Source organism: Streptomyces sp. NPDC017979 (assembly GCF_044328175.1).
Taxonomy (GTDB): Bacteria; Actinomycetota; Actinomycetes; order Streptomycetales; family Streptomycetaceae; genus Streptomyces.
The window spans coordinates 1-15,965 of sequence record NZ_JBIRGU010000029.1 but is presented as its reverse complement, the minus strand read 5'-3'; the positions used below and the strand labels follow the sequence as shown (position 1 = coordinate 15,965).

Genomic DNA, 15,965 nt, shown 5'->3' with positions numbered 1-15,965 from the left:
GCCTGGTCGATGACGAGCTGGGGGGTGTCTCCGACCAAATGCTGGGTGGTTTCCGTGGTGACCGCGACGACGGGGCGGGCGTCAGTGAGCATGAAGTCGATGCGTTGTGGGGGGTAGTCGGTGTCGATGGGGAGGTAGGCGGCTCCGGTCTTGAGCACTGCCAGCACGGCGACGACGAGGTCGGTGGAGCGTGGCATGAGGAGTGCGACGACTTGTTCGGGGCCGGCGCCGAGTTCGATCAACCGATGCGCGAGTTGGTTGACTCGCTGGTGTAGTTGCCGGTAGGTGAGTCGTTCTTCGTCGAAGATGACCGCGATGGTGTCGGGGCTTGTCTGGGCCTGGGTGGCGAGGAGTTCCGGGAGCCCGACCCGCGGCACCTCACACACCACACCCAGGCCCGTGTCCAGGACCTGTTGGCGTTCTTCCCACGCCAGGATCCCCAACCGGCCCGTCGGCTGATCAGGATCGGCTACCACCGCCTCCAGCAGACGCACCAACCGCTCACCCAACACCCGAGCCGTATCCGCACCCACCACATCGGTGCGGTAGTCCAACCTGAACCGCAACTCACGACCCGGGATCACCGCCAACGACACCGGATAATGCGTCGCATCATGGCTCTCCGCCCCACTCACCCGCACCCCACCCGCCTGCGGCAACACCCCCTCACCATCAAGGGGATAGTTCTCGAACACGAACAACGTGTCGAACAGCTCACCCACACCCACCGCGCGCTGCACCTCAGCCAAACCCACATAATGGCTGCCCATCAACTCAACCTGCTGCTGCTGAACCCGACCACACACCACCGGCAACGACACCCCGGGATCCAACCGCACCCGCACCGGCAACGTATTGATGAACAAACCAATCATGTCCTCAACACCCGCCACCTGCGGCGGACGCCCCGACACCGTCACCCCAAACACCACATCATCCCGACCCAACAACCGCCCCAACAACAACCCCCACACCCCCTGAACCAAACTGTTCAGCGTCAGGCGATGAGCACGGGCCACTGCAGCGAGGCCGTCCGTGATGCCTTCGGGGAGCTCAATGGAAAGATGCTCAGGTAGAGCGACATCTCGCTCAGTGTGGTGGGGTGCGATCAAGGTGGGTTCGGTGAACCCGGCCAATGCTTCGGACCAGCGTTCCACCATCGCCGGCCGGTCCTGACCCGCCAACCACGCCAGATAGTCCCGATAGGGCCGGGCCGGCGGCAAACTCCGCGGATCCCCACCACGCTCATACAAAGCGAACAGTTCCCGCACCAACAACGGCAGTGACCAGCCATCCAACAGAATGTGATGGTTCGTCAACACGAAACGGAAACGCTCCGGGCCAAGGCGAATCAACAGACACCGCAACAATGGCGGCCGCTCAATCTCGAACCGCGCCGCCCGGTCCTCACCCAACAACTTCGCCACAGCTTCGTCCCGCGCGGACTGACCCACCCCGCTCAGGTCGACCTCCCGCCACGGCACCTCCACCCGGCTCGCGATCGCCTGAACGGTCTTGTCCAGTCCCTCGCTCAAGAAGCCGGCGCGCAGGTTCGGGTGCCGGTCCAACAACCCCTGCACCGACGCCCGCAACACCACCCCATCCACCGGACCAACCAGATCCATCACCAACTGCACGTTATAAACATCAGCCTGCCCCTCGTCATACAGGGCATGAAACAACAAACCCTCCTGCAACGGCGCCAACGGCAGCACATCCGCCAAACCCGACCCAGTCACGATTCCCGCCTCCACAACGCCTCAATAAAGTCGATCTGATCCTGACCCAGGTCAACCAGCGGCAGGTCGGACGGCGTGCGTCCACCGGCATCGGGTTGTTGAGCATGGAGCACCAAGCCGTCGAGAGCGGTGAACCAGAGTTCACCGAGGTTCCGCAGCTCACTCTCGCTCAGCAATTCCACCGGCCAGGACCATCGCGCATGCAGTCGCGGGCCGTCGATCTCATCGCGCGTGTGAGCATTCAGCGCGATGACATGGGTGACGGGTACGTCCGGATCAACCCCGTCCAGCAATTTGGTGTCCACCGGGAGCTGAGCCCAGGGCGTGTCACCGGCTGTGCTGGAGCGGCCCAGGTAGTTGAAGCTCACCTGGGGACGCGGCAGCTCGGACAGCTTCCCGGCCGTCGCGGAATTGAGATACCGGAGCATTCCATAACCCACGCCGTTCTCCGGCTGCGCCCGCAATTGCTCCTTTACCCGTTTGACCGCGTCGCCCACTGCGCCGTGACCGGTGAGCACGGCGTCCCAAGGAACGGGGCCCGGATTGAGCCTCGCCGGACGAATGCTGGTGAACCAGCCGACGACGCGCGACAGGTCCACGCCCGGCGCGATCTCCTCACGGCCGTGCCCCTCGATGTCCACCAAGGAGCTTCCTCCGCCGCGCCCCCGCTGTTGCCGCCATTCCGCAAGGGCCAGCGCGAAGGCCGTGACCAAGACGTCCTGGATTCCGCAGTGGAACACCGCCGGGACGGACGTCAGCAAGGGCTCCGTGCGTTCCGGGGACAGGGTGAGTTCAAGGTGGTGGACCCCGCGCTGCACGTCTCGGCCGCGGTCCAACGGGCGGTCCGTCAGTGCGGGATCCTTCCCGGCGATGCTCTCCTGCCACTGCGGGAGTTCAGCGAGGCGCTTCGGGCTGTGGGCCTCCTGGAGCAGCAGCTCCGACCAGCGGCGGAACGACGTTCCCACGGGTGCGAGTTCGGGTCGTGAGCCCTTGGAGACCGCCTGCCAGCACGAGGCGAGGTCCGGGAGCAGGATGCGCCACGAAACGCCGTCGACCACGAGGTGGTGCAGGACGAGCAGCAGCTCCCCGGGGCGTTCGCCGCCGCGGTCGAACCACACGGCCTGGACCATCTTCCCCGCGCGCCAGTCCAGTCGTCGCTGCGCCGCCGCTGCTTCAGCGGCGAGGACCTGTTCGAGATCGACACCGGCGGCGTCGACGCGTCGCAGGCACTCCTGCGCCGGTACGGTGCCGGGCGCCTGCACTTCCAGGTCCCATCCGGTCCCGCCGTGGGTTCCGCGCATGCGCAGCGCGTCGTGGTGGTCGAGCAGCGCCTGCAAGCAGGTGACCAAGCGGGCTTGGTCGGCATCGCCCGGGGCACGCACCAGGACTGATTGGTGGAAGCCGTCCACGGGGCCGCCGCGCTCACGGAGCCAGTGCATGACGGGCGTGAGGTGGACCGCACCGATCCCGTCCCCGTCCGCTTCTTCTCGCACCTCGACGGCGCGGGCGACCGTGGCGAGCTCCGCCACGGTGGGCCGCTCGAAGACGTCGCGCGGCGTGATGGCCAGACCCGCCTCGCGGGCCGAGCTGACGAGTTGGATGGCCGTGATGCTGTCGCCGCCGAGGTCGAAGAACACGTCGTCGATCCCCGGGTCGGTCAGCCCGAGCAGCTTGGCGAACAGCCGGCACAGCACCTCCTCCCGTTCCGTACGCGGGCTTCGGCTGTGTGCCCCGAGGCCGTAGCGAGGGCTGGGGAGGGCCATGCGGTCGACCTTGCCGCTCGTGTTCAGCGGCAGTTCGTCGAGCACCACCACGATGGTGGGCACCATGTAGTGCGGCAGTTCACGGGCCACGTGCGCGCGCAGGTCGGCCGGGTCGGGGGCTGTTCCCGGCACCGGCGCGACGTATCCGACCATGCGCTTGTCGCCCGGGGTGTCCTCCCTGACCACGACGGCCGCGCGGACCACTGCGGGGTGCGCGGCGAGGGCGTACTCGACTTCGCCCAGTTCGATGCGGAAGCCCCGGATCTTCACTTGCTCGTCGGACCGGCCGACGAAGTCGAGGGTGCCGTCGTCGCGCCACCGGGCCAGGTCCCCCGTTCGGTACATGCGTGCCCCCGGTGGCCCGAAGGCGTCTGCGACGAACCGTTCGGCGGTCAGCCCGGGCCGGCGCACATAGCCGCGAGCGATGCCGTCACCTGCGACGTACATGTCGCCCACGACTCCGACCGGAACCGGTTGCAGGCCCTCGTCGAGCACGTGGACCCGCACGTTCGACAGCGGACGGCCGATGGACGGGGTCTCGCCGGCCACCAGGGGGTCGCTGCACGTGGCGCACACGGTCCCCTCGGTGGGACCGTAGGCGTTGAGCAGTCTGTGCTGGTCGGCCCACTTCGTCACCACGTCGGGCGGGCACGCCTCCCCCACGGCGAACACGGTCGCGCCGGGACGCACGGTCTCGGGCGGAAGCACCGTCAACGCGGACGGAGGCAGGACGGCGTGCGACACGTCCGCGGCACGGACGAGGTCGGCCAGGGGCTCACCCGCACCCAGTCGTCCGCCGTGCACGAGCACGGCCGCGGCACCGGCCAGCAACGCCATGAACAGTTCGGACACCGAGGCGTCGAAGCTGGGTGACGCGAACTGTAGGAAGCGGCTGTCGGAGCGGACGTCGACGGTGTCGTTGAGGGTGGTGACGAAGTTGACGACGTTGGCGTGCGGGACCATGACGCCCTTCGGGCTCCCCGTCGAGCCTGAGGTGTAGATCACGTACGCGGGATGGGACGGGTGGAGCGCGCTCGTCCGGTCGTCGTCGGTCGGATCGTGCTCAGCCGCCCGGGTCAGTTCGGTCCGCATCGGTTCGGCGTCCACCACCAGCCGATGCACGTGTTCGCCGTCCTCGCCCAGTTCGCGGTCGGTGGCGGCCAGCGTCAGCAGGCATGCCGGGGCGGAGTCGCGCAGCACTCGGGCGAGGCGGTTGTCCGGATGGTCCGGCTCCAGGGGCAGGTAGGCGGCGCCGGCCTTCAGCACGGCCAGGATCGACACCACGAGCTCCACCGAGCGCGGCATCAGCAGTGCGACGACCTTCTCGGGTCCCGCGCCCCGGGCGATGAGCAGGTGGGCCAGCCGATTGGCTCGCCGGTTCAACTCGGCGTACGAGATCCGGACGTCGCCGAAGACCACTGCATCGTTGTCCGGCGTCCGGGCGGCCTGTGCCTCGAACAGTCGAGGCAGGGAAGCCGACGGAACGTGGCGCGGCCCTCCGCTCGACATGTCGACGAGCCTGCGGTGTTCCTCGGCGTCGAGGACGTCGATGCCTCCGATGGCCTGGTCGAGATCGGTTGCTGCGGCCTCCAGTACGCGCACGAACCGCGCGGCGATCTTCTCCACGCTCTCGTGGTCGAACAGGTCCGCGTTGTATTCGACCAGGCCGTGGATGCCCGCGGCCGCGCCGTTCGGGGTCCGTTGCTCTTCGAGCCCGAAGGAGAGGTCGAACTTCGAGACCCGCATGAAGACCGGCTCATGGCTCACCTTCAGCCGGGGAAGTCGCAGCGTCGGCGCAGGGGTGTTCTGGAGGGCCAGCAGGACTTGGAAGAGTGCCTGTCGCGACAGGGTCCGCTCTGGGTTGAGCACCTCCACCAACCTGTCGAACGGCACATCTTGGTTCCCGTAGGCCGCGAGGTCCGTTTCTCGCGTCCTGCCCAACAACTGCCGGAAGGTCGGATTGCCTGCCGTGCTGGTACGGAGCACCAGCGTGTTGACGAAGAACCCCACGATGGGGTCGAAGGCGCTGTCGGAGCGTCCGGCGACCGGAGTGCCGATCGGGATGTCGGTGCCGGCGCCGAGCCGGGTGAGCAGGGAGGCTAGGGCGGTCTGCGCGACCATGAACAAGCTGACCGAATTTTCGTCCGCCATGTCGTTGAGCTGCCGGTGCAGGCTGGCGGGGATGTTGAACGCGACGATGCCGCCGCGGTGGCTGGCTATTGCCGGACGGGGGCGGTCGACCGGTAGATGGAGCTGATCGGGAAGGTGTGCCAGCTCTTCTCGCCAGAAGCGGAGCTGTTGCGCGGCGACGCTCTCCGGGTGTTCCTCGTCGCCCAGCGATTCGCGCTGCCACAGGGCGAAGTCCGCGTACTGCAAGGGCAAGGGCTGCCACGCGGGGCGTCGCCCCTCACAGCGAGCGGCATAGGCTGTCGCAAGATCCTGCATCAGCGGCGCGAGCGACCAGCCGTCGGCCGCGATGTGGTGGAACAACATCATGAGTACGTGCTCGTGGCGTCCCACTTCGAAGAGCTGCACCCGGATCTGCGGTTCCGCCAGCAGGTCGAATTCGTGGTGCGCCGCGTCCGCCAGGGCGCCCGGAAGTTCAGCCGGATTGGTGCGCACCGTGTTGAGTTCCGGCTTCGCCCTTTCCGGTGCCAGGACGAGTTGGCGTGGGATTCCCGCCGACTGCGGAAAGACGGTGCGGAGGGTCTCGTGCCGCTCCACCAGGTCCTCAAGGGCGGCCTGTAGTGCATCGTGGTCGAGGCTCCCGGACAGCCTGACGGCGATCGGGATGTTGTAGGTGGAGCTGCGGCCCTCAAGTTGTTGCAGGAGCCACAAGCGCCGTTGGGCGAACGACAGCGGCAGTTCGTCCGGGCGCGCTGCGCGCGAAGGAGCGGACGGGCCGTCGGACACGTACCTGAGGCGCTTGGCCAGGGTCCTCGGCGTCGGTGCGTCGAAGAGGTCGCGGACGTCGATCTCGGCGCCCACGGCGCTGCGGATGCGGCTGGCCAGCCGGGTGGCGAGGAGGGAGTGTCCGCCGAGGCGGAAGAAGTTGTCCTCGGCACCGACCCGCGGCAGCGCGAGGATCTCCGCGAACAGTTGGGAGAGCGCCTGCTCCTGGGGGGTCCGGGGCTCGTCGTCGGTGGTCGCCGCGGACCAGTCCGGGGCGGGGAGCGCCCGCCGGTCGAGCTTGCCGTTCGCCGTCAGCGGCAGCGTCTGCACGACCACGACCGCAGCGGGCACCATGTGCTCGGGGAGCAGTCGTTCCATGTGCTGCTGGAGGTCCGGCAGCCGTACGTCGGCGTCCTTGCCGGCTACGACGTAGGCGACGAGGCGCTTGTCGTCCCGTTCCTTCTCCCGCAGCACGACGGCGACCTGGGCCACGTCGTGGTGCTGCACCAGCACGGCTTCGATCTCGCCGAGTTCGATCCGAAAGCCCCGCAGCTTGACCTGGTCGTCTGCTCGGCCGGCGTGGTCGAGGTGGCCGTGCCGGTCCCACCGACCCAGGTCACCGGTTCGGTACAGACGTGTTCCGGGTGGGCCGGACGGGTCCGCGACGAACCTCTCCGCGGTGAGGGCCGGCCGGTTGAGGTACCCCTGGGCCAGGCCGGGTCCAGCGACGTAGATCTCGCCCGTGACGCCGCTCGGCACCGGCTGGAGGTCGCGGTCCAGCACGCGGACGTGCAGATCGTCGAGCGCCGTGCCGACCAGGCTGTTGCCCGGCAGCGCGAGGGTGCCGCGGTCGAGGGCGAGGGAGGTCACGTGCACGGTGGTCTCGGTGATCCCGTACATGTTGACGAGGACGGGGGCGTCGTCGGCGTGGCGGCGGTGCCAGTCGTGCAGCCGGCTGAACTCCAACGGCTCGCCCCCGAAGATGACGTATCGGAGTGTCAGTTCCCGGCTGAGCTGCGGGTTCTCCGCGTCCGCCGGCATCAGTTGGTAGAACGCGGAAGGCGTCTGGTTCAGTACCGTCACCCGGTGCCGCACCAAGAGGCGCAGGAACTGCTCCGGCGAGCGGGTCACCTCCTGCGGCACCACGACCAGGCGACCGCCGTGCAGCAGCGCTCCCCAGATCTCCCACACGGAGAAGTCGAAGGCGTACGAGTGGAACAGGGTCCACACGTCCTTCGGGCCGAACTCCAGGCGACTGCTGGACGCGGTGAACAGTCGCACGACGTTGTGGTGGGTGACCACCACGCCCTTGGGCGTGCCGGTCGAGCCCGAGGTGTAGATCACGTACGCCGGCAGGGCAGCCGGCTCCCCCGACCCCGTCGCGTCATCGAGGTCGCCATCGGGTTGGGCAGCGAGGGCCGCATCGGTGTCCGGGGCGTCGAGGAGCAGACAGGGCACGTCGAAGCGCAGGTCAGTCGCGCCCGACGTGGTCGTCACGACGCAGACGGGGGCGGCGTCACTGACCATCCACGCCAGTCGGTCGGTGGGATAGTCGGGGTCCAGCGGCAGGTAGGCCGCACCGGATTTGAGGATCGCCAGGACGGCGACCACCAGGTCGACGGAGCGCGGCATGGCGAGTCCCACGAAGCGCCCCGGTCCGGCACCGCGCTGGCGCAGGACCCCGGCGAGGCGGTTCGCCCGTGCGTTGAGGTCCGCGTAGGACAGGGCGGCGTCGTCGACCGCCACCGCAACCGCGTCCGGGTCCTGCGCCGCCCGGGCTTCGAAGAGCCGGTGCAGCAGTGCCGGGCCGGCGTCCGTGACGGGGGTGCCGCCGTTCCGCGGCGCTACGGCGCGCTCCGCGGACGTGGGACCGGCCATGGTGGCGATCGGCCGGTCGGCGTCGGCGACCGCCGCCGCCAACAGCTCCACCAGTTGCTCGCCGACGTGCACGACGCTCTCCGCGTCGAAGAGGTCGCGGCTGTACTCAAGTGCACCCACGACCCCGGCGAAGCCGCCTTCGGAGCTGCGGTTTTCGGTCAGGTTGAGCAGCAGGTCGAACTTCGCGGCCACGGCGTCGATGGGCTCGACGACGGCGTCCAGCCCCGGCATGTTCAGACGGGGCTCGCCCTCGCCCTGCAAGGCGAACATCACCTGGAACAGGGGGTGCCTGGCCGACGACCGGGGAGGGTTGATGACCTCGACGAGGTGCTCGAAGGGCAGGTCCTGGTGTTCGTAGGCGGCCAGGTCGGTGGCTCGGACCCGCTCCAGCAAGGTGCGGAAGGTGGGGTCGCCCGATGCGTCGACGCGGGTGACGATGGTGTTCACGAAGAAGCCGACCAGACCGTCGAGCGCGTCGTCGGTGCGTCCCGCGACGGGGGCGCCGATCGGGATGTCGACGCCGGCGCCCAGCCGGGCCAAGAGCGCCGCCAAGCCCGTCTGAATCACCATGAACAGCGTGGCGTGGTTGTCGCGGGCGAGCCCCGCCAGCCCTGCGTGGAGCTCCGGGCTCAGCTCGACGCGCACGCTGTCGCCGCGGTGGCTGGCCACTTCCGGGCGGGGGCGGTCGGTGGGCAGTTCGATCTCGACGGGCAACGATTCGAGCGTCTCCGTCCAGAAGCGCAGGTGCCGTGACCTCAGGCTCGCGGGGCCGTCGTCGGTGCCGAGGAGCCGTCGTTGCCAGGCCGCGTAGTCCGCGTACTGCACGGGCAGTGGTGCCCACCGCGGCTCGGCGTCCGCGCAGCGACTGGTGTAAGCGGTCGCCAGGTCCGCAGTGAGCGGAGCGAGGGACCAACCGTCCGCTGCGATGTGGTGAACCAGCAGGAGCAGCCGGTGGTCCGTGGGGCCGAGGGCGAAGAGGAACGCCCGAAGCGGCGGCTCCACGGCCAGGTCGAAGCCGCGGCTCGCCCTGTCGGCCAGGGCGGTGCTCCACTGCTCGTGGCTCGTCTCCACGACTTCCAGCGTCGGAGGCGCATCGGCGGTGGGCAGGATCCGCTGGTACGGCTCGCCCTCCACGTCGGGGTAGACCGTGCGCAGCGTCTCGTGTCGATCGACCACGTCGATGAGCGCGGCCTGCAGTGCGCTGCGGTTCAGCTCCCCGTCGAGTCGCACGATGAGCGGGACGTTGTACGTCGGGTCGGCGCGGTGCAGGCAGTTGAGGAACCACAACCGTTGCTGCGCGAACGACAGGGGCACGTGGCGTTCCCGCGGTGCGGCGGTCAAGGCCGGCCGCTCGTGGTCGAGCAGGCTGGCGTGCTCGCCGAGTTCCGCGACCGTGGGGGCATCGAAGAAGTCGCGGATCGACACTTCGAATCCGAGGGCGGACCGGATCCGGGAGATGAGACGGCTGGCCGACAGCGAATGTCCGCCGGACTCGAAGAAGTTCTCGTCGATGCCCACCGAAGGGCGTCCCAGTGCCTCGGCGAACAGCCCGCACAGGATCTCCTCCCGCGGGTTGCGCGGCGCCCGGCGGGATGCTTCGGTGCCGTAGCTGGGCTCCGGCAGCTTCGTTCGGTCGAGCTTTCCGTGGCTGGTGAGCGGCAGCTCGTCGAGGACGACGAAGGCTGTGGGGACCATGTAGTCGGGGAGGAAGCCCGCGAGGTGCAGGCGGAGCGCGTCGGTGTCCGGCGGGACGTCAGCGGCGACCGGGACGACGTACCCGACCAGCCGCTTGTCCCCCGGCCTGGCCTCCCGCACGACGACCGCCGTCTGTGCGACCCCGGGGTGTTCGGCGAGACCTGCTTCGATCTCCGCGAGCTCGATCCGGTAGCCCCGGAGTTTGACTTGGTCGTCCTCCCGGCCGGCGAACTCCAACTGTCCGTCGCGGCGCCGGCGCACCAGGTCCCCGGACCGGTACATGCGCGTTCCGGCGGGACCGAACGGGTCGGCGACGAACCGCTCGGCGGTCAGTCCCGGCTGGCCGAAGTAGCCGCGGGCCAGTCCGGCACCGGCGATGTGCAGGGCTCCTACGGCCCCTGCCGGCACCATCTGGAGGCTGTCGTCGAGCACGTACAGTCGCATGTCGTCCAGCGGCCGGCCGATCGGCACCGTCCCTGCGACGTCGTCCCGTCCGCTGATGGGGTTGCGGCTGGCGAACACCGTCGTTTCCGTCGGGCCGTAGCCGTTGACCACGACGACGTCCGGGCAGGTGCGGAGTACGCGCTGCACGGCGGCGGGCGACACCACGTCCCCGCCGGTCCACACTTCGCGCAGGAACCGGAAGCACTCCGGGGTGTCCTCGGCCAGGACGTGGAACAATCCCGCGGTGATCCACGTGCCGGTGATCCGTTCGTCGGTGATGAGGCGGCGCAGCGTGTGGACGTCCGTCTCGCCCGGCGGTGCGAGCACCACCTCTCCCCCGGTCAACAGGGGCACCCACAACTCAAGCGTCAACGCATCCCACGCGTGCGGCGAATGCAGCAGCACGCGTTCGGTGCTGCCCTGCCGCCACCAGTCGTCCAGCGCGAGGCTCACGACGTTCTCGTGCGTCATCGCCGCGCCCTTCGGCACGCCGGAGGATCCGGACGTGTACATCACGCAGGCGAGTTGCTCGGGAGCGACGTCCGTGTTCGAGCGGTCCGCGGTCGCCGTGTCGATCGCCGTCGCCGCGTCGTCGACGACCAGTGTCCGCAGCGGCTGGGAGAGCGCGGGCACCTCGGTGGCGCGGTCGGTGAGCAGCACCCGGGCACCGGTCTCGGCGAGGACGGCGTCGATGCGGGGAGGCGGGTACGTGTGGTGGATCGGCACGTAGGTACCGCCCGCTTTGACGACGGCCAGCACCGCGACGACCAGGTCGATCGACCGCTCCATCAGCAGAGCGACCCGTGCCTCCGGCCCCACCCCGGCTTCCCGCAGCTCACCCGCGAGCCGGCCGGCCCGGGCGTCCAGTTCCAGGTACGTCACGTGCTGCCCGCCCGAGCGGAGCGCCACTGCGTCCGGCTGCTCCGCGACCAGTTCGGAGATCCGGCCCCCGATGGTGAGCGAGGGCCCGGCGGCCGGTCGTCTCGTCCCGCTCGACAGCGCGAGGAGCCGTTCCCGTTCGGCCGGGTCGAGCGCGCTGATCCGACCGACGGGAACGTGCAAGTCGGCGGCGAGCCCGTGCAGCAACGCCATGATGCCCTGCTGGTGAACGGCGACTTCTTCCGCGGTGTGCAGGGAGGGGTTGGCATCGATGTCAATCCGCAACCCGGTGCCGTCCGAGCGGTCGTAGGTGACCACGGAGAGGTCGGGTACGGGGCCGGTGCCGAGGTTGTGCGCAGTGGCACGGCTGCCGGCGAAGCTCAGGTCGTAGTCGAACCGCATCACGTTGACGACCGGCCCGAACAGGCGTCGATCGTCCCCGATGATGTTGAGGTCACGGCGGAGGTCCTCGTACCGGTAGCGCTGGTGGATCATCACCTGCTTGACCTCGTGACCCACGTGGCGCAGCAGCTCGGCGCCCGTCATGTCCGGTCGGACCGTCAGTCGGAGGGGCAGCACGTTGGACGACATCCCGGGGATGCCTCGGGCGACGTCGTTGACCCGGCCGGTGACCGGCAGCCCGAGGATCGTCTCAGCGGCTCCGGTCCGGCGGTGCGTGTACAGCGCGACCGCGGCGATCAGCAGTCGGGGCAGACTCGCGGACACCGAACGCGCCGCCGACGTCAGCCCGGCCGCGGTGTCCGGGTCCACCTTCGCCGTTTCCCGCAGGAAGCTCGACGACGTGACGGCCGGGCCGTCGGTGAAGGTCGCCACGTCGGGCCGGTCGGCGAGCTTGTGCATCCAGTGCTCGCGGTCCTGGTGGAATTCGGGCGAGCGTCGGTAGGAGGCGTCGTCGTCGAGCAGGAGCCCGATCGGGTCGAAGGCGGCCTCCGCATACGGTTGGCCTGCGACCATCGCCGTGTAGACCTCGGCCACCCGGCCCACCAGGATGGCCAGTCCATAGCCGTCGATGACCGCGTGGTGGATGCGCTGGTACCAGACGTAGCGGTCCTGGCCCGTGAGGAAAAGGGCCTCCACGAACAACGGGCCGGACGCCAGGTCGAACGGTCGCTTCAGGTCCGCCCGCATCCACTGTTCGGCAGCGGCGCGGGGGTCCGCCTCGGCTGTGAGGTCGATGACTTCCAACTGCCAGTCGACGGGGCCGACGACCTGGCGCAGTCCGGTCTCCGACTCGACGAAGCGAACCCGCAGCGCCTCCGACTCGGTTACCACCCTCCGGAGCGCATTTTCGAAGATCGCAACGTCGAGATGACCCTCGATTTCGAGGTACTCGCTCCACACGAAGATCGGGTTGGCCGGGTCCAGTTGTTGCGAGAACCACATGCCCGACTGGGCCGCAGCCACAGGAAGGCCATGAACGAGGTGATCAGACAAATCAGAACACCCTAACTCGAAAATGTGTCCTTTAAATGGTTTCCGGCAGCCGAATGCGGTACCGTCGCGCGCAACATGAGCAGGGGAGACCAGGCCACCCCACACCACAAAGGTCGTCACAAAACGCCATCACGAGGCGCGCCGCATCAGCCCTGGGCGTCAGGCTGCGTTTGGCCTCGCGAATGAGAGGAGCGTGTTCAGTCGCCTGATACCTGGACGACGATCCGGCATCTGGACGATGACGAGGAGCGCGAAGTCGCCGATGCGATCGACCTGGAAGGAACCACCGGTCTCTGAGCATCCACGAAAGAAGTGAGTGCGGGTCTGCACTCCGGAGCAAAATTTGACTCGGCTTCTCTTTTCGCGCCTCGCGATAACAACTAATCAGCTCCCAGACTTCGTCACACTCAGACGATTCGAGCTCTCTAGACCTGACCGACAGGTGCCGAAAAGACAAAGCACCGATATGGATCGTCGCTTTTCTCTTTACTAAGCAAGGCCATCATCAGGCAGCATCGGCGAGCTTAGCTGGACACTGCACGCTGTTGTCAAGCAATCACGCACGTAATACAAGCCGAGCAGAGCCGGCCATAACACCCGCGATTCCCTTCACTTCAGTCCGATATTCATAAATCTTTGAAGTGTGACATAGATCACGTCACAGTTGACCGCGAGATTGCCTTCACCCCAGGATGTCTTCTCCTGCACTCGGTCAATTCCCCCGATGGATAAGCACTCGCGGTCCCGATTCAGGCTGACGTAGGGTGATTTGGTAGGTGCGGGACTCAGTGAGCGCTGAGGGCAACAGCGGCTCCCTACGTCTGCGACGGACGGGAGCTCTCGCCTCCTGACGAGGGGATAGGCAACCTTGACCTCTCAGTCACCCTCGCTTACGTTCGAGTGAACGGCGCCAGGTGCTGTTGCGTTCCATGCCCCCTTTTTCCCCTCGGTTGCCAGCCGCCGAGGGACTTCTTTGCGGCTCCGCCGAATGGTCGACGAGTCAGGGCGAGCGGGCATCGGGGGATACCACCCCAGAATATTGCAGCACCAAAACCAAGTTGATCGAACTGCACAATGCGACACCGTTCGTCGCCGCGACTGGGTAGGCACGACACGACGGCCCGAAGCGAGGAAGCGAAGCTCGCGTGGGCATGTCCTCGGCTTCCCTCCCAGGCTTTCGAAGCGATGAAGCAGTCACATCCGTTACACCATCCGCGAAGGAGCCGCCCTGTGACTTCGGAGAGCTCACCGAACTTACATTTCAGGGAGATGGAACCGGACCCCGCCGACTGGAAGGGCCGCACCACCGTCCCGGTGGGAGCAAGTGAGGCATTCAACGGGTACATCGCAGCCCATGTCGTCTTCGGGCTGGACCGTCTCGGGATGCTCGATGAACTGGACGCGCACGGAAGCCTTCGCGTTTCGGAGTTTGTGCAGCGCGGATCCCTTGACGAGCAACTAGTTCATGCTCTGCTCACGGCCGCCGAGTCCTTCGGATACCTCACGGCGACTGACGACCTGGCCACCCTGACGGACGCAGGGAAGGAGGTCGCGCTCATGCGCGGCTTCTTCACTTGGTCCGTCGGCGGGTACGGGAAGGTGCTCTCCAGCATCCAGCCGTTGGCCACGGGTGACCTCCGCTACGGCGTGGACGTCTTTCGCGACGAGGCGATGGTCGCACTCGGATCGGGCCAGTCCCACACCTTCCTCATGTCCTCGATATTCGAGGACGCGCTGGCAGACGTGGAGTTCGGCACGATCGCCGACCTCGGCAGCGGCGTCGCGAACCGCCTCTGTCGCGTCGTCAAGCAGCACGACGGATCTCGGGGCGTTGCCATCGACATCAGCCTCCCGGCCACCCGACTCGCACGGCAGAACATTCACGAGCATGGCCTGGACGACCGCGTCCGAGCCATACAGGCGGATGTGCTGGACGTCGTCATGCGCCAGAAGCACCAGAGCGAGCTCGCCGACATCGACACCGTCATGAGCTTCTTCCTCCTGCACGACCTGCTCGCCGATCCGGCGACGCGGTCGAGCGTCCTCCCGCGCATGCGCGAGGCATTCCCGGGCGTGCGGACCTTCTTGCTCGCGGACACCGTCATCAGGCCCAAAGACACATATCAGAACTCGCTGCCCATCTTTTCAGCCGGATACGAGTTGGCCCATGCCCTGATGGGCATCCCCCTGCATACTCGGCAAGCCTACGAGCAGCTCTTCGCTGATGCCGGATTGCGGATCCGGCGCGTGGTCCCATTCGGCGCGGCCCACACGTGGCTGTACACGCTCGACTGCGACTAAATCTCAGAAGTCAACAGTGAAACCCTTTTGATACAGGCGTTGCGGAGGCGGGAATCGTGACTGGGTCGGGTTTGGCGGATGTGCTGCCGTTGGCGCCGTTGCAGGAGGGTTTGTTGTTTCATGCCCTGTATGACGAGGGGCAGGCTGATGTTTATAACGTGCAGTTGGTGATGGATCTGGTTGGTCCGGTGGATGGGGTGGTGTTGCGGGCGTCGGTGCAGGGGTTGTTGGACCGGCACCCGAACCTGCGGGCGGGGTTCCGTAGCTTGAAGCAGGGCAAAACCGTTCAGGTCATCGCGAGCCGGGTGGAGGTGCCGTGGCGGGAGATCGACCTGAGCGGGGTGGGTCAGTCCGCACGGGACGAAGCAATCGCAGGATTGCTGGGTGAGGACCGGGTAGCACGGTTCGAGGTGGAACGCCCGCCATTGCTCCGGTGCCTCCTGGTACGGCTTGGCCCGGAGCGTTTCCGTTTCGTTTTGACGAACCATCACATCCTGTTGGATGGCTGGTCACTGCCGTTGTTGGTGCGGGAACTGTTCGCTTTGTATGAGCGTGGTGGGGATCCGCGGAGTTTGCCGCCAGCCCGGCCCTACCGGGACTATCTGGCGTGGTTGGCGGGTCAGGATCGGCCGGCGATGGTGGAACGCTGGTCCCAGGCATTGGCCGGGTTCACCGAACCCACCTTGATCGCACCCCACCACACCGACCGGTCCGTCTCCCGCCCCGACCAACTCCTCACCGGCCTGTCCGAGCAACACACCACCACACTCAACACCATCGCCCGCAGCCACGACCTCACACTCAACAGTTTGATCCAAGGAGTCTGGGGGTTGTTGTTGGGGCGGTTGTTGGGTCGGGATGATGTGGTGTTTGGGGTGACGGTGTCGGGGCGTCCGCCGCAGGTGGCGGGTGTTGAGGA

4 protein-coding genes are annotated in these 15,965 nt (G+C 67.5%); 2 read left to right on the top strand and 2 right to left on the bottom strand.

The features are described from left to right. Together ACH4E8_RS35080 and ACH4E8_RS35075 are read right to left on the bottom strand one after the other, a co-directional pair. The coding region (locus tag ACH4E8_RS35080; protein WP_398455774.1) for a condensation domain-containing protein at positions 1-1,754 on the bottom strand (1,754 nt) is incomplete at its 3' end. Beyond that, positions 1,736-12,715, bottom strand: coding sequence for an amino acid adenylation domain-containing protein (locus ACH4E8_RS35075; RefSeq protein ID WP_398455772.1), 10,980 nt, complete (start codon positions 12,713-12,715; stop codon positions 1,736-1,738). The genes ACH4E8_RS35080 and ACH4E8_RS35075, both read right to left, overlap by 19 nt. A 1,260-nt stretch (positions 12,716-13,975) precedes the next feature. On the opposite strand from ACH4E8_RS35075, the gene ACH4E8_RS35070 reads away from it, so the two are divergent. Both ACH4E8_RS35070 and ACH4E8_RS35065 read left to right on the top strand, forming a co-directional pair. Continuing rightward, a complete protein-coding gene (locus ACH4E8_RS35070; protein WP_398455771.1) occupies positions 13,976-15,046 on the top strand; it encodes an SAM-dependent methyltransferase in 1,071 nt (356 codons plus the stop codon). Between the two features lie 56 nt (positions 15,047-15,102). Next, the coding region (locus tag ACH4E8_RS35065) for a condensation domain-containing protein (RefSeq protein WP_398455769.1) at positions 15,103-15,965 on the top strand (863 nt) is incomplete at its 3' end.